General features: G+C 50.6%; 18 protein-coding genes. 10 read left to right on the top strand and 8 right to left on the bottom strand.

Annotated elements, in window-relative coordinates:
* Window positions 1–340: 340 nt before the first annotated feature.
* The 5 genes from sufU to sufC are packed head-to-tail and all read right to left on the bottom strand — an operon-like array spanning window position 341 to window position 5,320.
* The gene (sufU, locus tag DW826_RS00850) at window positions 341–811 is read right to left on the bottom strand and encodes a Fe-S cluster assembly sulfur transfer protein SufU (protein ID WP_015553198.1); all 471 of its coding nucleotides are present in this window, start codon (window positions 809–811) and stop codon (window positions 341–343) included.
* A complete protein-coding gene (locus DW826_RS00845; RefSeq protein WP_117551754.1) occupies window positions 804–2,018 on the bottom strand; it encodes a cysteine desulfurase in 1,215 nt (404 codons plus the stop codon). The genes sufU and DW826_RS00845 overlap by 8 nt, the downstream gene beginning before the upstream one ends.
* The gene (locus DW826_RS00840; RefSeq protein WP_117551753.1) at window positions 2,005–3,147 is read right to left on the bottom strand and encodes a SufD family Fe-S cluster assembly protein; all 1,143 of its coding nucleotides are present in this window, start codon (window positions 3,145–3,147) and stop codon (window positions 2,005–2,007) included. The genes DW826_RS00845 and DW826_RS00840 overlap by 14 nt, the downstream gene beginning before the upstream one ends.
* The gene (sufB, locus tag DW826_RS00835) at window positions 3,144–4,550 is read right to left on the bottom strand and encodes a Fe-S cluster assembly protein SufB (protein WP_117551752.1); all 1,407 of its coding nucleotides are present in this window, start codon (window positions 4,548–4,550) and stop codon (window positions 3,144–3,146) included. Before sufB ends, DW826_RS00840 begins: the two co-directional genes overlap by 4 nt.
* A complete protein-coding gene (gene sufC / locus DW826_RS00830) occupies window positions 4,550–5,320 on the bottom strand; it encodes a Fe-S cluster assembly ATPase SufC (protein ID WP_117551751.1) in 771 nt (256 codons plus the stop codon). Before sufC ends, sufB begins: the two co-directional genes overlap by 1 nt.
* 529 nt (window positions 5,321–5,849) lie before the next feature.
* Here sufC and DW826_RS00825 point away from each other — a divergent pair.
* The 5 genes from DW826_RS00825 (at window position 5,850) to DW826_RS00805 (ending at window position 13,604) form a co-directional block, all read left to right on the top strand.
* Window positions 5,850–6,500, top strand: coding sequence for a TetR family transcriptional regulator (locus tag DW826_RS00825; RefSeq protein WP_117515126.1), 651 nt, complete (start codon window positions 5,850–5,852; stop codon window positions 6,498–6,500).
* 105 nt (window positions 6,501–6,605) lie between these two features.
* Window positions 6,606–7,778 (top strand): efflux RND transporter periplasmic adaptor subunit, encoded by a 1,173-nt coding sequence (locus DW826_RS00820; protein WP_117483722.1) that lies wholly within the window; start codon window positions 6,606–6,608, stop codon window positions 7,776–7,778.
* A gap of 15 nt (window positions 7,779–7,793) precedes the next feature.
* Window positions 7,794–10,850 (top strand): efflux RND transporter permease subunit, encoded by a 3,057-nt coding sequence (locus tag DW826_RS00815; RefSeq protein WP_117551750.1) that lies wholly within the window; start codon window positions 7,794–7,796, stop codon window positions 10,848–10,850.
* A 231-nt stretch (window positions 10,851–11,081) separates the two neighbouring features.
* Complete coding sequence (locus DW826_RS00810) at window positions 11,082–12,314, top strand: TolC family protein (RefSeq protein ID WP_181967946.1); 1,233 nt, start codon at window positions 11,082–11,084, stop codon at window positions 12,312–12,314.
* A gap of 12 nt (window positions 12,315–12,326) precedes the next feature.
* Window positions 12,327–13,604 carry a TolC family protein gene (locus DW826_RS00805; RefSeq protein WP_117551748.1) on the top strand — a complete coding sequence of 426 codons (1,278 nt, stop codon included), beginning with the start codon at window positions 12,327–12,329 and terminating at the stop codon, window positions 13,602–13,604.
* Here the strand turns inward: DW826_RS00805 and spoIIR are convergent.
* Window positions 13,594–14,376, bottom strand: coding sequence for a stage II sporulation protein R (gene spoIIR, locus DW826_RS00800; RefSeq protein WP_117551747.1), 783 nt, complete (start codon window positions 14,374–14,376; stop codon window positions 13,594–13,596). The genes DW826_RS00805 and spoIIR overlap by 11 nt on opposite strands.
* 257 nt (window positions 14,377–14,633) lie before the next feature.
* Between spoIIR and DW826_RS00795 the strand changes: the two genes are divergently transcribed.
* The 3 genes from DW826_RS00795 (at window position 14,634) to DW826_RS00785 (ending at window position 17,309) form a co-directional block, all read left to right on the top strand.
* Entirely contained in the window at window positions 14,634–15,695 is a 1,062-nt protein-coding gene (locus DW826_RS00795) for a D-alanine--D-alanine ligase family protein (RefSeq protein ID WP_117551746.1), read from the top strand.
* Between the two features lie 69 nt (window positions 15,696–15,764).
* Window positions 15,765–16,211: a DUF1934 domain-containing protein gene (locus DW826_RS00790; RefSeq protein ID WP_015553210.1), complete on the top strand. Its 447-nt coding sequence runs from the start codon at window positions 15,765–15,767 to the stop codon at window positions 16,209–16,211.
* Window positions 16,212–16,367: 156 nt separating this feature from the next.
* A complete protein-coding gene (locus DW826_RS00785) occupies window positions 16,368–17,309 on the top strand; it encodes an AEC family transporter (RefSeq protein ID WP_117551745.1) in 942 nt (313 codons plus the stop codon).
* A gap of 85 nt (window positions 17,310–17,394) precedes the next feature.
* On the opposite strand, the gene DW826_RS00780 is transcribed toward DW826_RS00785, so the two are convergent.
* The gene (locus DW826_RS00780; RefSeq protein ID WP_015553212.1) at window positions 17,395–17,856 is read right to left on the bottom strand and encodes a hypothetical protein; all 462 of its coding nucleotides are present in this window, start codon (window positions 17,854–17,856) and stop codon (window positions 17,395–17,397) included.
* Between the two features lie 398 nt (window positions 17,857–18,254).
* Between DW826_RS00780 and DW826_RS00775 the strand changes: the two genes are divergently transcribed.
* Complete coding sequence (locus DW826_RS00775) at window positions 18,255–19,703, top strand: M20 family metallopeptidase (protein WP_117503681.1); 1,449 nt, start codon at window positions 18,255–18,257, stop codon at window positions 19,701–19,703.
* A 143-nt stretch (window positions 19,704–19,846) separates the two neighbouring features.
* On the opposite strand, the gene DW826_RS00770 is transcribed toward DW826_RS00775, so the two are convergent.
* A complete protein-coding gene (locus tag DW826_RS00770) occupies window positions 19,847–20,968 on the bottom strand; it encodes a DUF362 domain-containing protein (protein ID WP_021904522.1) in 1,122 nt (373 codons plus the stop codon).
* Between the two features lie 309 nt (window positions 20,969–21,277).
* Between DW826_RS00770 and DW826_RS00765 the strand changes: the two genes are divergently transcribed.
* The gene (locus tag DW826_RS00765) at window positions 21,278–22,939 is read left to right on the top strand and encodes a hypothetical protein (protein WP_117503644.1); all 1,662 of its coding nucleotides are present in this window, start codon (window positions 21,278–21,280) and stop codon (window positions 22,937–22,939) included.
* Window positions 22,940–23,008 lie beyond the last annotated feature (69 nt).

The following is a 23,008-nucleotide window of genomic DNA, read 5'->3' as shown; positions in this document are numbered from 1 at the left end:
GACGAACAAATGTTCGTAATATATAATAGTGATGTGGGAAAGCAGAATACATGAAAGGCGGCCTGCCCTCCGGTTTCGGAGGGACTAACCCTCCAGACGAAAGAAAGGAGGGCGATGCCAATGTACGTTACATATTTGGACTTGATCCAGATAGGTATCTTCATTGTCGCTCTCGTTGGATTGTGTTACACAATCTTCGGGAAAAGAAAATAGCCGCCACTACTGCAATAGTGACGGCTGTTACAATGTAACAAACTAAACTATGAAGGGTAGGCCACATGTATCTGACTTTCCCTTTTGTATTTATAGTGTAGCATATTCGGAAATTGAATTCAAGTCTTTATTTATTTTCCGTCGTCACCGACATTCCAGGTATAATCTTCCCTTCAGCAGCCTTCTTAAACATCTCCTCCATCGTATGCCAGCCCAGCACCGCGCACTTGACCCGCGCCGGCATATGGGACACATCCTGTAAGATGGAAGCTTCCTCCAGAGGTTCCAGTTCATCGCCCTTTGCAGTTCCTTTGATCATCTCAAGAAACAGGTTTGCGAGGCGCAGCGCCTCATCCTTTTTCTTACCAATGATCAAATCTAACATCATATCCGCGGAGGCCTGGGAGATCGCGCAGCCGTCTCCGACGAAAGCTCCGTCGACGATCTCATCGTTCTCGACCTTTAATTTCAGCCAGATATCATCACCGCAGCTCGGGTTTACGCCCTCTAAGACGAGGTTTGCGTCCGGAAGCTCATGCTTGTGAGTCGGATGAAGATTGTGTTCAATTAAAATTTCATTATAAAATGTATTACTCATATCCCATTTTTCTCCTTAATCCGCCAAGACTCTCAAGGAACGCACGGATCTCCTCCTCTGTATTGTAGAACGCGAGGCTCACACGCGTCGTGGAGGTGGTTCCAAGGTACTGTAACAGCGGCTGTGCGCAGTGGTGACCGGCGCGGACACAGATATTGTCAGCGTTTAAGATCTCTGCCACATCATGGGGGTGGACGCCATCCACAGCGAAGGACAGGATTCCGTGATGGTTGTCCGGATCGCTGCTCCCGAGAACACGGATTCCGGGAATATTCATCATGCCCTCGTAGGCGATTCTCGTGAGCCTGTTCTCCTGTGCCTCGATTGCGTCGAAACCGATATTTTTCATGTAGCGGACTGCCTCAGCCAGCGCGTAAGCGCCTCCGGCATTGACGGTTCCCGCCTCGAACTTATGCGGAACCTCTGCCCAGACAGCGCCCTCTCTTGTGACAGATTCGATCATCTCGCCGCCGGTGAGGAAGGGTGGAAGCTTCTCAAGAAGCTCTTTCTTTCCGTAAAGAGCGCCGATTCCCATTGGAGCCAGCATTTTGTGACCGGAGAAAGAAAGGAAATCCACACCCAGATCCTGCACGTCAACAGCGATATGCGGAACACTCTGGGCACCATCACCGACCAGGATCACACCGTGGCGGTGGCAGATCTCAGCGAATGTCTTTAAATCATTCCTGCATCCGAGAACATTGGAGATCTGCGTGATCGCGGCGATCTTCGTGCGGTCGTTGATCATGCTCTCCAGACGCTCAGCCGGGATCGTTCCGTCCATGTCGCATTCTAAATATTTTACCGTCACGCCGTAACGCTTTGCGGCCTGCTGCCACGGAAGAATGTTGCTGTGATGCTCCATGATGCTGACAATGATCTCATCGCCCGGCTTTAACAGGTACTCAGAGAGGGTGCAGGCCGCAAGATTCAGGCTCTCTGTGGCGTTTCTCGTAAACACGATCTCCTCCGGACATGACGCGTGAAGGAAGTCAGCGACCGTCTTTCTCGCGTCCTCATAACATTCCGTTGCCTCTTCACTTAACTCGTAGAGACCGCGGAACGGGTTTGCGTTATATTTCTCATAAAACCGCTTTTCCGCATCCAGAACACATGCGGGCTTCTGGGAAGTCGCCGCATTGTCCAGATAGATGATATCACGGTTTTTTAACAGCGGGAAATCTTCCCGGATCTTATTTACATCCATTGGAACCCTCGCTTTCTAAGTAGGAGGCAACGTCTGCCTTCGTCTTCTCATCAGGTACGAAACGGAGAACCGCGTCGATCCTTGCTTTCGCCATCATTTTGTAGATCTCGGCGAGAGCCATGCCGCGGCTTTCCAGATAGAATACAAGGTCCTCATCCAGCTTTCCGATGGTGGCACCATGGTTTCCTTCCACATCCTCCTCGGCGCAGAGGATCAGCGGGATCGTCTGGTTGACCACATCATCGTCGAGAAGAAGAACGTCCTCTTTCTCGTTCCCGACAGCCCCCGCAGCGCCCTTCTTAAAGTCGATGGTCCCGCGGAACAGCTTTCTCGCGTTTTCATGGAGTACGCCGTCGGTCCTGATCTCACTGACGGATTTCTTTCCCTCGTGGAGTGCCACGTAGTTCATATCGAGCACGCAGCCATCGGCAACTGTGTAGGCAATATCTGCTGTAAAATTACTCTTTTTGCCGATAAGTTCAGCCTTACAGCCGTTGTAGACCCGGTCACCGCCAAGGAATAAGTGGATCACGGAGAGTTTCGCACCGTCAGCAACCTTCGCCCCGATATCGTTCAAAACGGTCTTCGCGTTTTTGTTGCGGATGATCTGGACGAGAGTCACCTTCGCGTCTTTTTCCAGAATCAATTTCGTCTGCACGGCGGAAAGCCCGGTGTGTTCAGACTGGGAGACGGCAGCAGGATTTTCTCCGGCTGTGGTGCCGGTTCCATCAGGAGCGCCGTTTCGTTCAGCCGCCATATCCATGATAACGGTCATATTGCTTCCTTCTTTTGCCAGAATTCCAAAGGTGTTCAGGCTGTGCTCAAAAGCACCGTAGGCAAATCTGATCCGCGCCGGTTCCCCGTAGACATCGCTGTCAGCAGAGAGCAGTACTGCACCCGCGGAACTTTCCTTTACCAGCACATCCATATCGGATCCCATGCCGCCAGCGACATCCTTAAAACGGTCCGGAAGCCCGGCCGGGCAGACAGTTTTTTTGATCCCTTCCGGGATCTCAAGGTTTCCTTCATGCGCTCCGGAGACAGAAATCCCGGAGACCGCAGTCTCATTCATTTTCAGCCAGTTCCATGTCTTAGAAGGGAGCTGGTTGATCTTCATGTTCTCCATCATCCAATACTTCCTTTCATTTCCAGATGGATCAGATTGTTCATTTCCACCGCGTATTCAAGCGGAAGCTCCTTCGAGACATTGTCGGCGAAGCCGCTGACGATCAGGGCTCTCGCGTCCTCCTCGGAGATTCCGCGGGACATCAGATAGAAGACGGCGTCATCACTGATGCGGCCGATCTTTGCCTCATGTCCGACATCGGCGTCCTTTGTGCGGATATCCATCGCCGGGATCGTGTCGGAACGGGAGATATCGTCGAGCATCAGGGACTGACAGGAGACAGCGGATTTGCTGCCCTTTGCCTTTGCGGATACGACAACGGAGCTTCGGAAAGTGCTGATCCCGCCGTCCTTGGAGATCGATCTCGTATTTACATAGGAAGAAGTCTTCGGAGCGTTGTGGACCACCTTACATCCGGTATCGAGGTTCTGTCCCTTACCGGCGAATGTGATCCCGGTGAATTCGGATCTTGCGCCCTCACCGTTTAACACGCTCATCGGGTAGAGGTAAGAAACATGGGAACCGAAGGAACCGGATACCCACTCGATGACTCCGCCTTCCTCGACCTTCGCACGCTTTGTGTTTAAATTGTACATATTTTTCGACCAGTTCTCTATCGTAGAGTAGCGGAGCTTCGCATTCTTTCCAATGAAAAGCTCGACACAGCCGGCATGGAGATTTGCCACGTTGTACTTCGGAGCGGAACATCCTTCGATGAAATGTAAGGACGCGCCCTCATCGACGATGATCAGGGTGTGCTCAAATTGTCCGGCACCTGCGGCATTTAAACGGAAGTAGGACTGCAGCGGGATCTCAACGGAAACTCCCTTCGGAACATAGACGAAGGAACCGCCGGACCAGACAGCGCCGTGCAGGGCTGCGAACTTATGGTCGTGGGGTGTCACGAGCTTCATAAAGTGGTCCTTTACCATATCGGCATACTCGCCGGTCAGGGCACTCTCCATATCGGTGTAGATAACGCCCTGCTCCGCGACCTCCTTGCGGACATTGTGGTAGACGAGCTCGGAGTCGTACTGGGCGCCCACGCCTGCGAGGGAGGTGCGCTCCGCCTGCGGGATCCCGAGCTTTTCAAAGGTATCCTTGATCTCCTCCGGGACCTCGGACCAGTCCCCTTTCATCTTTGTGTTGGCACGGACGTAGGTCGCGATGTTGTCCATGTTTAAGCCTTCGATGGACGGGCCCCAGTCCGGAACCTTCATTTCATGATATACTTTTAAGGAATTTAACCGGAAATCATGCATCCACTCCGGGTCATGTTTCTCCTCGGAGATCTTTTCCACAATGTCCTCGGTGAGACCGTTTTTAATACGGTAAGCGTCCTTCTCGTCATTGCGGAAGTCGTACATGTTGCGGTCAACGTCCTCAACATACGTCTTTTCCTTCATTAATCGTTCTCTCCCTTCTCATTTGCGGAAGCGATAAACTGCTCGAAGCCGTTCTCATTGATCTCATCGACGAGAGAACCATCGCCCTCGGCAACCAGGCGGCCGTCTACGAGAACATGGGTCTTGTCCACATGGAGAGATTCGAGAATTCTGGTGCTGTGGGTGATGATGAGAAGGGCGCCGTCCTTGCTCTTCTGGTACTCCTCGATTCCCTTGGAAACGGTGCGGACCGCGTCGACATCGAGACCGGAGTCTGTCTCATCGAGGATCGCTAAGGACGGATTTAAGAGGAGAAGCTGTAAGATCTCCGCTTTCTTTTTCTCACCGCCGGAGAAGCCGACGTTCAGATCACGGAAACCATAGGACGGATCCATATCGAGAACCCCCATCGCTTTCTGGAGTTCTTTATTGAAATCCCAGATGCGGACATTCTTTCCGGTTCTCGCGGAGAGAGCGCTGCGGATGAAGTTGGAGAGGGAGATTCCCGGAACTTCAAGCGGATTCTGGAAGGAGAGGAACATGCCGAGCTTTGCACGCTTGTCAGCGGCTTCTTTCGTGATGTTCTCGCCTCCGAAGAAGATCTCACCGTCTGTCACATGATAGTTCGGGTTCCCCATCAGGGTGCAGCCGAGTGTGGATTTTCCGGCACCGTTCGGTCCCATGAGAACATGGGTCTCGCCTTTGTTGATCGTTAAGTTGATCCCGTGAAGAATGGATTTGTCTTCCACATCCACGGAGAGATTTTTTACATTTAATAATGGTTCTGACATATCGGATTCCTCCATGTATTTTATATAAGGTAAAAATGTAGGTTTCAGCAATTTCCGGACAGATATGAACCGGCACCGGAGCTGATCTCCGGGATACGTTCCGTCTGCCGGGACTAAACCTAGTCGCTTACTAGGTGATGCAATGATATTATACCTGTATTGAGAAAAATATGCAAGAAGCAATTCCTACAAACATGCTATGAATTGGTATTTATTCCTGTACAATCCGATATTTCCGGGAAAATCTGCAGGATTCATGAAACTGCAACAATCGGAAAACAATTCTGAAACATGGGCATGGTAGGCTGAGCAAAACAGCGGAAATCACAGACGGGATCGGACCGGAGGCAGGAGTTTCTATACAGAAATTTTGCAAACCTTACGAAAATATAAAATCATTATAAACTGGAAAAACAGATATTGACAGAATGACAGGGTGTCACTATAATGTTGACAGGTTGTCACTTTTACAAAAGAAGGGAAATGTCAGAAATACGTTTTGTGATTTCGACAGAAGGGAGATGGAATTATGCCGACCGAGCGGTTTCTGCGGCTTCCGAAAGAGAAAATTGAAGCAATTCGAATCGCAGCGGCAAAGGAGTTTATAAGAGTGCCTCTGGAGGAGGCGTCGATCAACCGGATCGTTCACGACGCGAATATATCAAGAGGAAGTTTTTATACATATTTTGAAGATAAGCAGGATCTGTTGAAGTGGCTGATCTACGCCCAGGCAGAACAGCATTTTAACAACTATATCGAGCGGCTCCGGGAAAACGGAGGCGACCTTTGGGATATGCTTGAGAATGTGTTCGACCGCGGACTGGATCTTATGGAGCGGGCAGGTCTGATCAATATTTTTCAGAATCTGATCAAGAGCGCAAAGTTCATGGATATTTTCAGGGGTGATCCGGAGTATGACCCGCAGGTATGCCGGGAGAATCAGAGCTTTATGAAGCTATTATATGAAAATATCGATCAGGACAAAGAGCCGATCAGCAGGGAGGCTTTAAATGAGCTGATCGAAATGCATATGGTTGTATTTATGATGTCGCTCAAGCGCTTTTTCCGTGACGGGGAGAAGAAAGAGGAAGCTTCTGAGTATTACAAACGCCATATCCGTATGCTCCACTATGGCATATGTGCATATAGATCAGACAGCAGGGAAGAGGAGCAGCGGTAAGGAATAGAAAAGCTGCCCGCGAAACAGAACATGCGGACCGGAAGAAAGAAAAGAATCCGCAGGAGAGATCAAAAAGCAACAGGTTGCAGAAAATGAGGAGGAACCATGAAGAAAGCAGGTAAGATCGTAATCGGACTTGTATGCGTCGGCGCATTTGGAGTCCTGATGTTCACAAGATTTACGAAAAAAGAAGAGCCGATCGAGGCCGTTCCGAACCCGACCGTCGTCGTCCAGACACCGGAGACAGGAAATATTGAACTTTCCACAGGACTGACAGGTACCGTGGAACCGGCAGATCAGGTATACATTATCCCGAAGGGAAGCGGAGAAGTACTGGAGGTTTATGTAAATCAGGGCGATACCGTACAGAAGGGACAGAAGCTGTTCCGCATCGACAACAAGCAGTTAGACGCGGCAAGGATCACGTTAAATACGACTCAGGTATCCTTAAATGATGCCCAGACATCTGTAAACAGGATGAAGGCGCTCTACGAGAGCGGGGATATTTCCGCTCAGGCCTACGAGCAGGCGGTAAGCGGTCTGTCCATGGCGAAGCTCCAGTATGATTCCGCAAAATTAAACTATGATACCCAGAGCGAGAACACGGTCGTTACCGCGCCGATCGCCGGTGTCTTAGAGCAGTTTGGCGTGCAGGTGCATGATATGTCTGCGGGCGGTTCTGTCGCAGGTGTTGTATCCGGTGCAGGCGGAAAAACACTGACCTTCAACGTGTCGGAGCGTGTCATGAAGGGATTAAATATCGGTGATCCTGTGACGGTGGAGAAGAACGGAACGGATTACAGCGGCGCGATCTCCGAGATCGGCAGCATGGTGGACGCGTCCACAGGACTTTTCAAGGTGAAAGCGACCTTGGGGGACGCGGACGGACTTGCCAGCGGAACGATGGTAAAGGTTTATGTGACAGCGGAGAAGGCGGACAACGTCATGGTCGTTCCGGCAGACTGTGTGAACTACAGCAATGGAGACGCTTACGTGTATACATATGATGCCGCGACATCAACGGCGAAAAAGACTCCGGTGGAAGACGGACTCATCGATTCTGACAAGATTCAGATCGTTTCCGGACTTTCCTACGACGACGAGGTCATCACAAGCTGGTCCAAGGAGCTTTATGACGGCGCCGCTGTGAATATTCAGGGCAGTGATGATGGCGAGGAAACGGAAGCCGACAGCGAGGAGAGCTCTGAAGGAGATACAGACAGTAGTGAGACAACAGCAGAAGAGACTACAGAAGCCGCGGAAACGGCAGCAAAATAAGGAGGCACAAGGAACATGGGACTTACCAAAAAGGTCTTAAAACGGCCGGTCACAACTGTTCTTGTTGTGCTCTGCCTGATCGTATTCGGTCTCAGCTCGATCTTTTCATCCCAGCTTGAGCTGATCCCGGAAATGGAGATGCCGATGCTGATCGTCAGCGCGGTCTACCCGGGAGCAAGCCCGGATGACGTGGATCAGCTTGTGATCAGTAAGATAGAGGATGAGATCGGAACGCTTTCCGGTGTCGATTCCGTCACCAGCATGTCTTCGGAAAACTTCGGAATGGTCCTGGTCCAGTATGACTATGACCAGGATATCGATAAAGCTTACGATGACTTAAAGAAAAAGCTGGATGGGATCAAGTCGGATCTCCCGGATGATGTCGATACCCCGACGATCATCGAGATGGATATCAACAGTACGCCGTCCATCACCCTCGCGGTCAACAATGACAGCGTGGATAACCTCTATAACTATGTAAATGACGATATCGTTCCAGAGATCGAAAAACTGACTTCCGTAGCCAGTGTCGACGTATCCGGTGGTCAGGAGGCCTATATCAAGGCGGAGCTGATCCCGGAAAAATTAAGCCAGTATCATGTGAACATGAATACCATCATTGCGGCTTTAAAGTCTGCGGACTTTTCCATGCCGATCGGAAGTACCTCCGTCGGAAACAAGGATCTTTCCGTGACATCCGGAACATCCTTTGACACGATGGAGCTTTTAAAGAAGATCCCGATCACACTGGGCAACGGAAATATCATCTATATGGAAGATGTTGCCAATATCTACAATACCGTTGAGGCAAAGGACAGTATCGGACGTTACGACGGCAAAGACACGATGACGATCGGTGTCAAGAAAAATCAGGACAGCGACCACATTACCGTTTCCAAGGCAGTCCAGGAGACAATGCAAACGTTAAAAGCACAGGATCCGTCTCTGGAGTACGTCGTTGTCAATGATTACAGTGATCAGATCAGCAATTCCTTAAAGAGCGTATTCCAGACCATGATCATGGCAGTCATTATTGCGATGTTCATCATCTGGCTGTTCTTCGGGGATATCAAGGCATCCCTGATCGTCGGAACCTCCATCCCGGTATCAATTTTAGCGGCCCTCATCCTCATGAAGACCATGGGCTTTACGTTAAACGTCATCACCCTGTCGAGTCTGGTTCTCGGCGTCGGAATGATGGTTGATAACTCAATCGTAGTTCTGGAAAGCTGCTTCCGCTTTACGGATAAGGGCGGTGGCTTTGTTGAAACGAGAAAAGCCGCAATCGATGGTACTGCAGCTGTGCTGGAATCCATTATCGGCGGTACCGTTACGACCTGTGTCGTATTTATCCCGTTAGCTCTGATCTCCGGAATGAGCGGACAGATGTTCAAGCCGTTAGGCTTCACAATCGTATTCTGTATGATTGCGTCCCTGATTTCCGCGATGACGCTTGTACCGCTCTGTTACGTGTACTACCGTCCGAAGGAGAAGGAAAATACCCCGGCCTCCGGCATCATGAGAGCTCTGCAGAATGGATACCGTTCCCTGATGGAGAAGCTTTTAAAGAAAAAAGCGATGGTCATGGGAACCGCCGTTGTGCTTGTGATCTTCTCCCTGTTCCTTGCGACAAAGTTAAAGACAGAGCTTATGCCGGCAGATGATCAGGGAACGATCGCAGTGACGATTGAGACCCAGCCGGGTCTTAAGATCGAGGAGGTCGATAAGATCCTCCAGAGAGCAGAGAACTATGTGACTCAGGATCCGGATCTTGATTCCTACATGCTCTCCTACGGAAGTTCCGGACTTTCCATGAATATGGGCGGAAGCGGAGCGACCCTGACGGCATATTTAAAGGATGACAGAGGCAGAAAGACGGATCAGGTGCTCAAGGAATGGAAACGCGATATGCAGAAATGGTCGGATTGTTCGGTCAGTCTGGAAAGCCAGAGCTCTCTGGGTAGTGGGATGTCCATGGGAAATGCGGAGGATCTCGAATATATTCTTGTCAGCACACAGTACGATGACTTAAAGAAAGCATCGGATGAGATCGTTTCCGAGCTCCAGAAACGCCCGGATGCGACAAACATCCACTCTTCCCTTGAAAACAGTGCTCCCCTTGTAAAGATCAATGTGGATCCGGTCAAGGCGGCAGCGGAGGGACTTTCCCCGACCGCCGTTGCTTCCCAGGTATACATGATGGTCAGCGGAACGACGGCAACGACCCTGAATGTTGACGGAAATGATATCGATGTAAAGGTTGAGTACGCGGATGATGAGTACGATACGATCGATAAGCTCCAGGGAATCGTTCTTCCGACAGCGACCGGCGGATCCGTAGCCCTTATGGATATCGCGGATATCGGCTTCAAGGACAGCCCGCAGAGTATCACAAAGAGTGATAAGCAGTATCAGGTGACGATCACCGGTACGCTGACAGAGGGAGCGGACAGCACCACGAAGGATAAGATCCAGAAGGAGGTCATCGATAAGTACTTATCCGGCACGATCTCCATGCAGGAAAACACATCCACAAAGATGATGAACGAAGAGTTTGCGTCCCTGGGACAGGCGATCGCCACAGCCGTATTCCTTGTATTTGTTGTAATGGCTGCACAGTTCGAGTCACCGAAGTTCTCCATCATGGTGATGACGACGATCCCGTTCGCCCTGATCGGTTCCTTCCTGTTCTTATGGTTAGTGGACTGCCCGATCAGCATGACCTCCCTGTTAGGCTTCTTAATGTTAGTCGGAACGGTAGTAAACAACGGTATTTTGTACGTCGATACGGCGAACCAGTACCGGGCAACGATGAACTTTAAGGAGGCGGTCATTGAAGCCGGCGCGACCCGTATGCGCCCGATGTTCATGACAACACTCACGACGATCGTGGCAATGATCCCGATGGCGGCGGCTTACGGAAATGCCGGTAAGACGATGCAGGGACTCGCACTCGTGGATGTCGGTGGACTGATCGTCTCTACAGCGATGGCACTTCTTGTTCTTCCGGTCTTCTATGTGATCATGAGCGGAAAGAATACGGATAAGGAAGAAATCGTTGACGTAGATTAAGCTTTGAACATTGAAAGCGGATCCCTGCAGAGTCTGCAAGAGACGGCCGCTGCCCGGTCGGGAGGCGGTCAGCCGGAATGCGGAACGCTCTGCGGGGCTTCCTGCTTTTGGAGGCGGAAGCCGGGGTGAATAAAATTGCCACCGGATTGCCGTATTTGGAAAGAAAATGTAAGAGAAATGTTATTGCGTTTCTGCGATGAAATCGTTATGCTCATAGATGGAGGGAAACCTATGAGACAGAATCAATGGAAAAAGGCAGGTCTGACCGTGCTCTCAGCCGTTTTTATGGGAAGTCTTTCCCTGGCGGCAGCGGGTACCGGAATTCCTGCGTTAGCTGCGACGAAGGATGTCGCGGTCACAGAATATGACGAAGCAGCGCTTGAAAAGTTTAAGGACAATACCCTGGAATACTGGGAGCTCCCGGGACTGATCGAGAGGTATAATACGGATTATCAGAACCAGCTGCAGAAGTATTATTACAATCCGGGCGGATCCACGGGCCTTACAAAGGACCAGATGTCAGCGCTGGCGGCGGATCTCCGCGCGGAGGCGGATGAGCTGGAGAATGACGCGGATGATCTGAAAAATGACAGCTCAACCCGCAGCGAATATAAAGAATATAGGACAAACATGCATGCCCTGCGCGCTTATGCGCAGCAGCTGGAAGATACCGCAAATGGAAAAAAGAACGGCGGCTCAGCACTCCGCGGACTTCGTATCGCGAGAAATGAGAAGACAAAAACCGCAAGGGAAGCGATGCGCACTTATGAGACATTAAAGGATCAGTATGATATTGCTGTCTTAAATCAGGAGATCGCAAAGCAGAATTATGAGGCGGCACTGAAGAAAAAAGATCTCGGAATGATGTCAACGGAAGATGTTCTGACCGTAGAAGATGCCTTAAATTCCGCAAACGGAAGTGCGCTTCAGGCGGCATCCAGTCTAAACAGCCAGAAGCAGACGCTGATCACGATGTTAGGCTGGGAGTACAACGCGGACCCTGAGATTACAAAGGTTCCGGAACCGGATCTTACGGTGATCGATTCCTTCGATCCGAAGAAGGACGAGGCGAAGGCCATCGAGATGAACTATACGCTGTATGATACAAGAATGGCAAAGGCCAGTTCCTCCGGCGGAGCAGTAAAGAAAGCCAGAAATATCAAGGACCAGGAAGATTCTATCCGTTCTTCCCTGGATCTTATGTACCAGGACGTAAAGCAGAAACAGAAAGCCTACGAGGCATCTGAGACGCTTTACGGAGCCGCAAAGGCCGACAAGGCAGCTGCTGACAGGAAAAATGCCCTCGGAATGATGAGCCGCCAGGAATACCTCCAGGCGGAGTCCGCATGGCTTTCCAGTGAGGCATCCCACACAGCGGCAAAGCTCGACCTTACAGGAGCAATCGAAAACTATCAGTGGGCGCTTGAGGGACTTCTCGATATCGGTTCCTCATCGCAGAGCTAAAGGAGAATCAGAATGAAAAGAAATTTGACAGGACGTGTGATTCCGGCAGCACTTGCGCTTGCGCTTGCGGCAGCGCCTGTGAACGCTTTCGCAGCGACGAAGGCGGTTCAGGCGACCGGTGTTGCGGATGAGAACGGATTTATATCCCAGCCGGGAAATGAGTACGATGACGCGACGATGAAGAAGCTCGCGGATAACATGCTGGAATATGACGAGATCGGGAAGCTTGTTGAGGTCTACAGCCAGACGTTTAAGACAGTGAAAGAGACATATTCCGATAAGAAGGACGCAGCAAAGGATGTCGTGAAGCTGAAATCAAAATTACTGGATAGTTCGGGAGAGCTTGCGGATACGGCAAGTACACTGAAAGGCTCTCTTGACGCAGCCAAAGAGATGATCGGTAAAGTTCCGGCAATGACTCCGACAAACTACGCACAGCTCTATTACAGTTCAGAACTCATGGACTACCAGGCAGACGCAATTGCGCTGCAGGGCGACAGCCTGGAACAGGTATCCCCGGAGCAGATGCATATCAAGCTTGTGGACAGCACCCGCGCGGCGCTGACCGCCGGCGCCCAGAGCGCCATGATCGGCTACAAGCAGTTAAAGCTCAACGAGGAGAGCTTAGAGAGCGGACTCACACTCTTAGAGGCAGTCTACCAGTCCACCCAGAACCAGGCAGCCAACGGTCTTGCGACCCAGAGCCAGGTCCTTTCCGCGAGACAGCAGCTGGAGTCCACCCAGGCAACGAAACTGACACTGACATCCAGTGAGCAGAAGCTCCGTCAGACTCTCTGCACGATGCTCGGATGGAAGTATGACGCAAAGCCGGAGATCAAGGATGTCCCGGCAGCTGATCTTACAAGGATCGACGGAATGAACCCGGAGAAGGACAAACAGGCGGCGCAGGACAACAACTTTACGATCCGATACAACGTGCTGGACCTCGACAACAAGGACGCAGGCTCCGTCGAGTACCAGAACTTACAGCGCACGATCAAGCAGGAGAAGGAAGAAGTCGCGTCCTCCCTCGTAAACCTTTACAACGACGTTCTCCAGAAGAGAAACGAGCTCCAGACAGCAAAGGCAGCTTACGAGCTGGAAAAGACGAAGATGGAGACTGCCGAGAGAAAATGGCAGTTAGGAACCATCGGACGCCTTGAGTATATGCAGCAGCAGAACTCCTTAAAGACAAAGGAGATCGCGGTGAAGACCGGAGACCTCTCATTGTTCCAGGCAATGGAGACCTATGACTGGGCTGTCAAGGGAAACTTAAGTCTTAGTCAGTAAGCTGCGGATGCGCTGAAAATAGTTCAGCAATCCGAAAACGGACTTTCACAGTGGGCAGGGAAGATGTTCCCTGCTCACTTTTTTTACTTGCGGTTTTGTCTGTATTGTCAGGGCTGGCTGCAGGGGGGATAGCTGTATGAGATGTGTCCTCGCCTGTGACCGCTGGGCTGGTGCTTTTCAGAAAACAGGCAGGTCTCGCCTTTAAAAGCGCCTGAAAATCTTCCTCCGGAATCAGATCTTTCAGCGTTTCCTTTGATTTTTCCGACATCGATGCATGAATGCTGTCCGTGTAGCATAGGGATGGGTACAGAACACACCAGAAATTGTGCCCGGCACCGTTCCCGATGGTCACCCGGACGGCTTCATACATCCCGGCGGGAAATGTCATGTCCCCGTAGGTGCGCACCGGAAACCTGCAGGTCTCGATCCCCACATGTACAGCGTAATCATACCCGAAGCTGTGGATAAAGTCTTCTGCTGCGGCTTCCAGTGTGGAAGATTCAGACAGGATATATGCTTTCAGCTCCTCTTTTCCGGCGATCTGACCCGCGGCGGCCCCGTCCCGGATCTTTTCCAGAAGAAGATCCTTCACCCGAAGCTTTAACGCCTGGTCTTTGGCGGAATCACTGTTCGCGAGAACATGGAACCGCAGGATCTTTGGGGCAATATCCGCCGCCAGAGCCTCGTCCCGCGCCCGGATGCCGGACATGGAAAGAAGAAAACAGATCAAAAAACACAGGAAAGAGAGACTGAGCTTACAGGTTCGTTTCATAGATACACCTTCTTTGCTTTTTACTTTTTATGTCAGAGGCAAATGTTATTTCCTGTTTGTAATTATTACCAGTTGTGCTATAATCTAAACGATAACATGTCAAAACAGCCCGTCCAGTGCCAGTGCATCGGGGGAAATGATTCGGGTGCACAGTGGTCCTGTAAGGAATCTGCCGGCTTTGCTGACCGGGATCACGCGCCAAATCTCACGGACGTTCGACTTGAATAGAAAATCAGAGAGGAATCAAAAAAAACATCATGGAAAAGAAAAATATCGTTGTCCTGTTTGGCGGACAGTCATCTGAGCATGTAGTATCCTGTATGTCTGTACAGAATGTGGCAGCAAATATCAATGAGGAGAAATATAATGTGATCCTCGTCGGGATCACGGAGGACGGACACTGGGTAAAGGTGGACTCCTTAAGCCAGGTCAAAGATGATACCTGGAGAGAGTCAAAAACTGGGGCGGTGCTGTCTCCGGACGCAAAGGAGAAATGCCTGATCGTCACAGAGAACGGATCTTTTGAGAAGATTCCGGTGGATGTGGTATTCCCGGTCCTTCACGGTCTCTACGGTGAGGACGGAACCGTACAGGGAATCCTTGAGCTTGCGAAGGTCCCGTACGTCGGCTGCGGCGTTCTCGCTTCCGCGGTATCGATGGATAAGCTTTCCACAAAGCGCATGGTAAGCGGACTCGGCATCTGTCAGGCAGCTTACGTTTCCGTTATGAAAGCGGAATTAAAGGATATGGATGCGGTTATCGCGAAAATCGAAAAAGAGATCCCATATCCGGTATTTGTAAAGCCGTCTAACGCCGGTTCCTCCAGAGGTGTTACAAGAGCAGACAACCGAGAAGAGCTGATTACCGGTTTAAGGGAAGCAGCTGACAATGACCGCCGTATCCTCGTAGAGGAGATGATCGTGGGCCGTGAGATTGAGTGCGGCGTATTCGGTGACGGTGATTCCACGAAAGCCTCCGGCGTGGGTGAGATCCTTGCTGCGGCTGAGTTCTATGATTTCGACGCGAAATACTACAATGCGGAGTCCAAGACCGTCGTTGACCCGGAGCTTCCTGACGGAGCCACAGAGCGTGTCCGTGAGGATGCCGTTAAGATCTTCAACGCGGTGGACGGCTACGGCTTATCCCGCGTGGATTTCTTTGTAAAGGCCGACGGAACGGTCGTATTCAATGAGATCAACACACTTCCGGGCTTCACCGCCATCAGCATGTATCCGATGTTGTGGGAGGCAAGAGGTGTAGACAAGAGACAGCTGATCGACGATCTGATCGATCACGCGTTTCGGAGATATGAGAGATAAAAATGTTCACAGCGGTCCGTGCCTGAAGCCGTGCGGACCGTTCAAAATGATATATCAGGGGAGATTTACATGACAAAGGATATTTTAGTCCGTGTCCGGGGGGTACAGACGATCGGTGAGGAAGAGGACACGGTCGAGATGATCACCCCGGGGACGTATTATGTGAAAAACGGCAAGCAGTATCTGATCTATGATGAGTCGCTTGACGAGACGGGCACACCGACCCACAATACGGTGAAAGTGATGGAGAACCGGATCGAGGTCATGAAACGCGGACTTGTGGAGAGCCACATGATCTTTGAACCCGGAAGACGGACGACAGCAAACTACCGGACGCCGATGGGACTGTTCCTGATGGGGATCACGACTTCCCTGCTTGAAGTTGAGGAGGACGAAGAGTCCATTCTTCTAAGAATCAAATATTCCATGGAGATGAACGGGGAATACGCATTTGACTGCAGTACAGAAATTCTGGCATCGTCGAAAAAGGATGAAGTGCTGGGAATTTCAATATAGAGAAAAGTCTTGATATGGGGATGTTGAAAGGGTTACACAAATACGCATTTCCTGACAGCTCAGGGAGATGACAAAAAAGAAAGGACGCAGCTGGCCTGTAGATCGTATTCGGAGAAATAGCGGTCGAAAGAACAGCTGTGAGAGGACAAACGATGTATGGAGAGTTTTTTAGTCGCGGTTAATGCGGTCATCCCGTTCTTCTGTTATCTGGCGCTCGGATATACGATGAAGATCAGAGGAGTTGTGAAAGAGGAATTTTTACAGAAGCTGAACCAGATGGTCTTCCGGGTATTTTATCCGTTTATGACCTTCTACAATATTTATAAAGCCGATGCCGAGTCGCTTCCGAGACCATTGCTTTTGATCTTCACGGGTGCAAGTATCCTGATCGTGGAAGCGCTCCTGATCGTGATCATTCCGAAGATCGTAAAGGAAAACCCCAGAAGAGGCGTTATCATCCAGGCGATTTTCCGAAGCAACTTTGTTCTGTTCGGACTGCCGCTCACGATCGCGGTATTCGGAGATTCAGCGGCATCGATCGCGGCTATGATGGTTACGGTCGTTGTGTCGATCTACAATACCACGTCGGTATTTATTCTTGAGATGTTCAACGGAGAGGGAAAATCGGATATTAAGAAGACACTGAAGGCAGTAGTAGCAAATCCGCTCCTGCAGGGTGCCATTGTGGGTCTGATCTTCTTCTTCCTCGGGATCAAGCTTCCGGGAAGTCTTGTGACCCCGATCGCAGCGTTCTCCAATATGACTTCTCCGTTAGCGATCTATGTGCTCGGTGGAACCTTACAGTTTAAGGCAATCCGGAAAAACCTCAAATATCTGGTTCCAACGCTTACCTGCAAGCTGTTTATCCTTCCGGCGATCATTATCGCGATCGCTTACGCCTTTGGACTTCGTAGACTTGAGCTGTTCCTTCTGATCGCTGTCTACGCGACACCGGTTGCAGCCGCATCCTACCCGATGGCGCAGAATATGGGCGGTGACGGAGAGCTTGCCGGACAGTTTGTCGTGATCAGTACGGCGGTGTCCATGTTTACACTGTTCTTATGGATCTTCTTTATGAAGTCTGTAGGATTGATTTAAAATCAAATAAAAAAGCCCTGTCTTCTGGATGAAACTAAATTCATCAGAAGAGGGGGCTTTTTTATTTTGTCTTTTTCTTGTCGATTCAGTCTTTTTTGAAAATTCCTTTGATACGCTGACCGATCGTTTTCTTCTTCGGAAGCGGGATCAGTCCTCCACGCGGAACGGACTTGATCGCTGTGATGTAAAGACCGCTGATCTCAACCTTGACCTCAGTCTTTAACGGGAGCTGAAGGAAAACCTTTTCATCGGCAATCATGGTCATGATCTTTGTACCGATTTTTGCTTTAACTACCGGAACCTTCATCCACTTTGCATACCATGGAGTCTGCTCATAAACGATCGGCGGGAGTCCGGCTTCCTTTATTTTCAACTTTTTCTTGTCGATCGCCATCAGACTCACAGTCTGCTTAGCGGCATCGATCGCGCTCTGCTGTTCTACCTGGCGCTTTTCCATCTTACGTCCGAGGAAGTAAAGCACAGCGAGGACAACGACAAGGATCAGGAGAATGACAAGAATGACATTTGCTACGATACTCCAGTTCATGTGGATACCTCCAGTGTGTTCACGTTCGCCCTGTATCACAGGGCATTACCTGTAAATTATACCATCGCAGGTATAAAAGCGCAAGCTTAATTTGATTCAGCAGAAAGCCAGCAAAAAGCCATGTCCAAAAAACTCCGAAGCCGGAAGCGGCTGTGAAGAGCAACATAAATAGAGGAGAAAATTTGATATAATTAAAACGGAAAATTTACTTTACACACAAAAGAATAAAAAGGTTGCGCATTATGGAATAAAATAGTATAATTATAGATAACTGGTTGCGTATTGTGCAAAAAATCAGAATAACTCGAATATGCAAGTTCGAGGGCCGCTTTTAGAAAAAATGAAAAAAGCAGTGCGGACAACAGCCGGAAATCATGTACAGGAAAGGTGATATGGAGATGGGAAAACAGACAGCTTGGGAAGAAATTGATAAGAAATCCAGCGAGATCTTTACCGCCAGCGACGAGATCTGGGGCTGCGCGGAGACTGCCTTCACGGAAGACAAGTCGATGAAGATCCTCTGCGATGTTCTGAAAGCAGAAGGTTTTACAGTTGAGACAGGTCTTGCGGATGTAAAGACGGCATTTAAGGGCACGTTTGGTTCCGGAAAACCTGTGATCGGTATCTTAGGCGAGTTCGATGCCCTGTCCGGACTGGATCAGGAAGCGGGAGCTACCGAGAAGATCGTTGTGCATGATGGCGCCAGCGGACACGGCTGCGGACATAACATGCTCGGCACAGCGTCCCTCTCCGCGGCGATCGGAATCAAAAAATATCTGGAAGAAAGCGGAAAACCGGGAACCGTGATCTATTTTGGCTGCCCGGGTGAGGAAGGCGGATCCGGAAAGGCATTTATGGCGAAAGGCGGAGTGTTCGCAAACCTTGATGCCGCGATCACATGGCATCCGGGAGATTTAACGCAGGCCGACACGGGAAGCTCCCTCGCAAACTATCAGGTAGCGTATAAATTCTATGGAAAGAGCGCCCACGCAGGCGGCGCACCGCATCTTGGACGAAGCGCCCTTGACGCGCTGGAACTTATGAACATGGGTGTCCAGTTCTTAAGAGAGCATGTGGTTCCGGAAGCGAGAATCCACTATGCGATCACAAACACCGGCGGATACTCCCCGAACGTTGTACAGCCGTACGCGGAAGTTCTGTATCTGATCCGTGCCCCGAAGAACAGTCAGGTGGAGGAGATCTATCAGCGTGTCAACAAGATCGCTGAGGGTGCTGCCCATATGACAGAGACCCGCGTGGAGATCGATTTCGTAAAGGGCTGCTCGAACCTTATGAGCAACAAGGTGATCGCGAAGGAACTCTGGGACAACCTTGTGGAGCTTGGCGCTCCGGAGTACACGGAAGAGGAGATGAAGTTTGCCAAAGCCATCAGTGAGGGCGTTGGCGACAGCCGTTTTGAGTCCTTAGAGAAGATCGCAAAGAACTGCAAGGACAAAGCAGCTAAGGCGGAAGTCCTTTCCCATAAGGGCGAGAGCATGTACCGCTTTGTCGCTCCGTTCAACCCGGACGGAATCATGTCCTTCGGTTCCACGGACGTCGGTGATGTGAGCTGGAACTGTCCGACTGCTCAGGCCTACGTTGCTACATGGGCGGCTGGAACACCGGGCCACTCCTGGCAGGTTGTTTCCCAGGGCAAGAGCGGACTGGCACACAAGGGACTGATCTACGCGGCGAAGGCAATGGCAGGCGCAGCGATCGATATGTATGAGGATCCGGAGATCATCGCAAAGGCGAAAGCGGAGATGGAGGAAGAGCTGGATGGCGACACCTATCACTGCCCGATCCCGGACGGATGCAAGCCGAGAGCGATTGGAATGAAGATGTAAAAAATTGATGGATGCGATTGAGCGTGAATAGATCTTTCCGGCGAACGTGAAAGGAATGACGCATTGTAATCGTACATAAAAAGTGGGGAGAAGTTCCGTAAAATGGAACTTCTCCCCGTTTTTTATTTCAAGGAAGATCCTGATCAGATCCGTTTCAGCTCATACTGTCTTGTGCCGAGACCGATCTTTTCCGCCTGATCGAGAGTCGCCTGCCATTCGATATTTGGGTTGGAATCCTTGAAGTGATCATGGTGGCAGTGCCATCCCGGCTGGGAGAGATGTTCTCCAAGCTGGCTATTGGCGATTGGAGCTGCCTTCAGACAGGCATCCGCGCAGGCCTGGTCCAGAGCGACCGGATCGAAGCTCGCGAACATTCCGATATCCGGAAGGATCGGGGCATCATTTTCGCCGTGGCAGTCACAGTTCGGGCTGATATCCTGCACAAGGGAAATATGGAAGCACGGGCGGTCATAACAGACAGCCTGCGCGTACTCTGCCATCTTGCGGTCTAAAAGCTCGTTGGCATTGTAGTTCGGGTTGTAGATAGCATCAAAGCTGCAGGCACCGATACAGCGGCCGCAACCTTTGCACTTGTCATAATCGATGACGGCTTTCTTATTTACATATGTAATAGCATCGCTTCCGCACTCCTTCGCACAGCGTCTGCAGCCGCGGCAGAGCTTCTCACGGACGGACGGCTTTCCGCTTGCATGCTGCTGCATTTTTCCGGCACGGCTTCCGCAGCCCATACCGATGTTTTTGATGGCACCACCGAAACCGGTGGATTCATGACCTTTGAAATGGGTCAGGCTGATAAAGACGTCGGCGTCCATAACCGCGTGGCCGATGAAGGCCGTCTTGCAGTATTCTCCGTTTACGACCGGAACCTCCACCTCGTCAGTTCCGCGAAGACCGTCACCGATGATGATCTGGCAGCCGGTGGAGATCGGGTTGAAGCCGTTGAGGTTTGCACAGTCTAAGTGATCCAGGGCATTTTTTCTGCTGCCCGGATACAGGGTGTTGCAGTCGGTCAGAAACGGCATGCCGCCCTGTTCCTTACAGAGATCCGCAACGGCTTTCGCGTAGTTCGGACGAAGGAAAGCGAGGTTTCCGAGCTCACCGAAATGCATTTTGATCGCGACGAATTTTCCGTCCATGTCAATGTTTTTGATTCCTGCAGCAACGCAGAGCTTTTTCAGCTTGTCCAACTGGCTGGTTCCAACCGAACACCGGAAATCGGTAAAATAAACCGTTGATTTTTCCATGCTTATAAAGTCCTCCTTTAATAAATGATTCGCAACGCTCCATTACCGTAAAGTCTGCGTTTTACTGCGGCGAGTACGGCCGGCGCGACCAGTGCGGTCAGCGCGCAGCCTGCTGAACCGTTACGATCTTTCTAATAAAAGTATCACCGTAAGTCTTAAATTAGTCAAGGATAAATTTTGCGGAATTTTTTTAGGATAAATTTTGCAGAAATTTTTATATTGTGGTATAGTAAACGGGAATCGGTGTGTGCCGATGCATACCAGAAACAAAAAAGGAAGCTGTGAAGAACAGTTATAAAAGGTGATTGTATGAACATAAGAAAACTGGCAAGACCAGCGGCAGCGCTTTTGGCCGCCGCAGCCCTGATGGCGGGGATCCCTGAACTTCGGATGGAAGCGCAGGCGGCATTTCCGGAATACTTAAAATCCGTGACCTACTTCGGCGATGCCTGGCCGATCAACTACTGGGGAACTGAAGATGATAACATGGGGGCAAATTTTGCCCGCATCAAGGCGGACGGCTTCAACAGCATCATTCTCGTGATCCCGTGGAGAGAGTTTCAGCCTGGGGATATGGGAAATATGTACAATGAGGCTGCTTTCGCCAAGCTCGATCAGGTCATGAAGTGCGCGGATGATCACGGACTTATGGTGACGCTGCGGATCGGTTACTGCTGGGATTACAGCGGTGAAGCGTCCCTTCCGGAGCGATATGCCGGTGTGGTGCAGGACGGAAGCAATGACAGGAAGATGTGGATAGATTACTGTAAGACGATCTATGACCGGGTATCCGACTACGGGAACTTTCAGGGTGGATTTATTACCTGGGAGGACTTCTGGGACTATACGTCAAACATGGACCGGGATCTCACTAGAGCCCTCAGTATCCGTCTGGCATCCAGATGCGGATATCAGGATTACCTGAAGGCCCACTACTCCCTTGCGGAGGTCGGCGCGGTCTACGGAAAGACATTCCAGGATTATTCCGAGATCTGGATCCCGGAGAGAAAGCGCCCGGAGGCGAAGCTGTTTTTTGAGTTCTATGACAGCTTTTTAAATAAGCTCCTCTCCGAGAGTCAGGAAGTGTTCCCGGGACTATCCATGGAAATCCGGTCCGACGGCGACCCGATCTACCAGCTGGACGGAAGCCATACCTACTATTCCCACTCCGCCACGTATCCGTGTGCCGATGCAGAGTACTCCGCTCTTATGTACAGCGTGTCCCTCGGACAGCAGAACGTAGGAGACCATATTTCCGCGGAAACAGCGCTGGCATCCATGCAGAACAGCATGAACGGTCTGGTGGAAAAGAGCGGAAAGAAGTATTTTATGGAGCAGTTCCTCTATGCGGATTCCACAGAGGCATTCTCCTACAATACCCAGATCGAGGAGTCCCAGGTGGCGGACTTTGTGAAGAATACCGCTCCGATCTTAAAGGATACTACCTGCGGCTACGGTCTCTGGGTATACCGGAATTATGTAAATGATTGTGTATACAATGGCCAGTTCGCTCTGGGACTCACGGGGTGGGATACTACCGGAAATGTTGAGAAAACGGAACATGACGGGTCGAAGGCAGTCACCCTGTCAAAAGACAGTGTGCTCAGCCAGAATGTCCATGGGCGTCTTGGAAAAAGGGACAAGATCTATGTAAAATTCTGGGCGGCACCGAAGAACGGTGCAGCGAAGGTCACCTTCCAGATCGGTGACGCTAAAAAGTCGGTCCAGGTGACGGAAGCGGGAAATTATGAGTGTTCCATCCCGTGGCAGGAAAACTACAATCTCTCGATCACGACAGACCGCAGCGTGACACTGGACAATATTAAAATGTATTCTCACGAGCAGTACGGCAGGATCTATGACACAGACGGCAACGAGCAGGATCTTGCGGCGGCGTTCCGGGAGTTAAATGCGGCACTGGATCAGACACAGACTTTGGAGCCTGTTCCGGCAGCCGATTCCAGTAAATAAAATTTCTGTAAAAAAAACATAAAGAAATTTGAAATTCCTACTTGCGGAATTGCTCAGACTACGATATAA

The organism is Clostridium sp. AM34-11AC (genome assembly GCF_003435375.1).
Classification (GTDB): Bacteria; Bacillota; Clostridia; order Lachnospirales; family Lachnospiraceae; genus Pilosibacter; species Pilosibacter fragilis.
The sequence above is the reverse complement of the archived record's forward strand: the minus strand, read 5'-3'. Positions and strand labels throughout refer to the sequence as shown.

Excerpts from the sequence above, each read along its gene's own strand:
- sufU (WP_015553198.1), bottom strand. The coding sequence starts at position 811 with ATGAGTAATACATTTTATAATGAAATTTTAATTGAACACAATCTTCAT.
- DW826_RS00845 (WP_117551754.1), bottom strand. The coding sequence starts at position 2,018 with ATGGATGTAAATAAGATCCGGGAAGATTTCCCGCTGTTAAAAAACCGT.
- DW826_RS00840 (WP_117551753.1), bottom strand. The coding sequence starts at position 3,147 with ATGATGGAGAACATGAAGATCAACCAGCTCCCTTCTAAGACATGGAAC.
- sufB (WP_117551752.1), bottom strand. The coding sequence starts at position 4,550 with ATGAAGGAAAAGACGTATGTTGAGGACGTTGACCGCAACATGTACGAC.
- sufC (WP_117551751.1), bottom strand. The coding sequence starts at position 5,320 with ATGTCAGAACCATTATTAAATGTAAAAAATCTCTCCGTGGATGTGGAA.
- DW826_RS00825 (WP_117515126.1), top strand. The coding sequence starts at position 5,850 with ATGCCGACCGAGCGGTTTCTGCGGCTTCCGAAAGAGAAAATTGAAGCA.
- DW826_RS00820 (WP_117483722.1), top strand. The coding sequence starts at position 6,606 with ATGAAGAAAGCAGGTAAGATCGTAATCGGACTTGTATGCGTCGGCGCA.
- DW826_RS00815 (WP_117551750.1), top strand. The coding sequence starts at position 7,794 with ATGGGACTTACCAAAAAGGTCTTAAAACGGCCGGTCACAACTGTTCTT.
- DW826_RS00810 (WP_181967946.1), top strand. The coding sequence starts at position 11,082 with ATGAGACAGAATCAATGGAAAAAGGCAGGTCTGACCGTGCTCTCAGCC.
- DW826_RS00805 (WP_117551748.1), top strand. The coding sequence starts at position 12,327 with ATGAAAAGAAATTTGACAGGACGTGTGATTCCGGCAGCACTTGCGCTT.
- spoIIR (WP_117551747.1), bottom strand. The coding sequence starts at position 14,376 with ATGAAACGAACCTGTAAGCTCAGTCTCTCTTTCCTGTGTTTTTTGATC.
- DW826_RS00795 (WP_117551746.1), top strand. The coding sequence starts at position 14,634 with ATGGAAAAGAAAAATATCGTTGTCCTGTTTGGCGGACAGTCATCTGAG.
- DW826_RS00790 (WP_015553210.1), top strand. The coding sequence starts at position 15,765 with ATGACAAAGGATATTTTAGTCCGTGTCCGGGGGGTACAGACGATCGGT.
- DW826_RS00785 (WP_117551745.1), top strand. The coding sequence starts at position 16,368 with ATGGAGAGTTTTTTAGTCGCGGTTAATGCGGTCATCCCGTTCTTCTGT.
- DW826_RS00780 (WP_015553212.1), bottom strand. The coding sequence starts at position 17,856 with ATGAACTGGAGTATCGTAGCAAATGTCATTCTTGTCATTCTCCTGATC.
- DW826_RS00775 (WP_117503681.1), top strand. The coding sequence starts at position 18,255 with ATGGGAAAACAGACAGCTTGGGAAGAAATTGATAAGAAATCCAGCGAG.
- DW826_RS00770 (WP_021904522.1), bottom strand. The coding sequence starts at position 20,968 with ATGGAAAAATCAACGGTTTATTTTACCGATTTCCGGTGTTCGGTTGGA.
- DW826_RS00765 (WP_117503644.1), top strand. The coding sequence starts at position 21,278 with ATGAACATAAGAAAACTGGCAAGACCAGCGGCAGCGCTTTTGGCCGCC.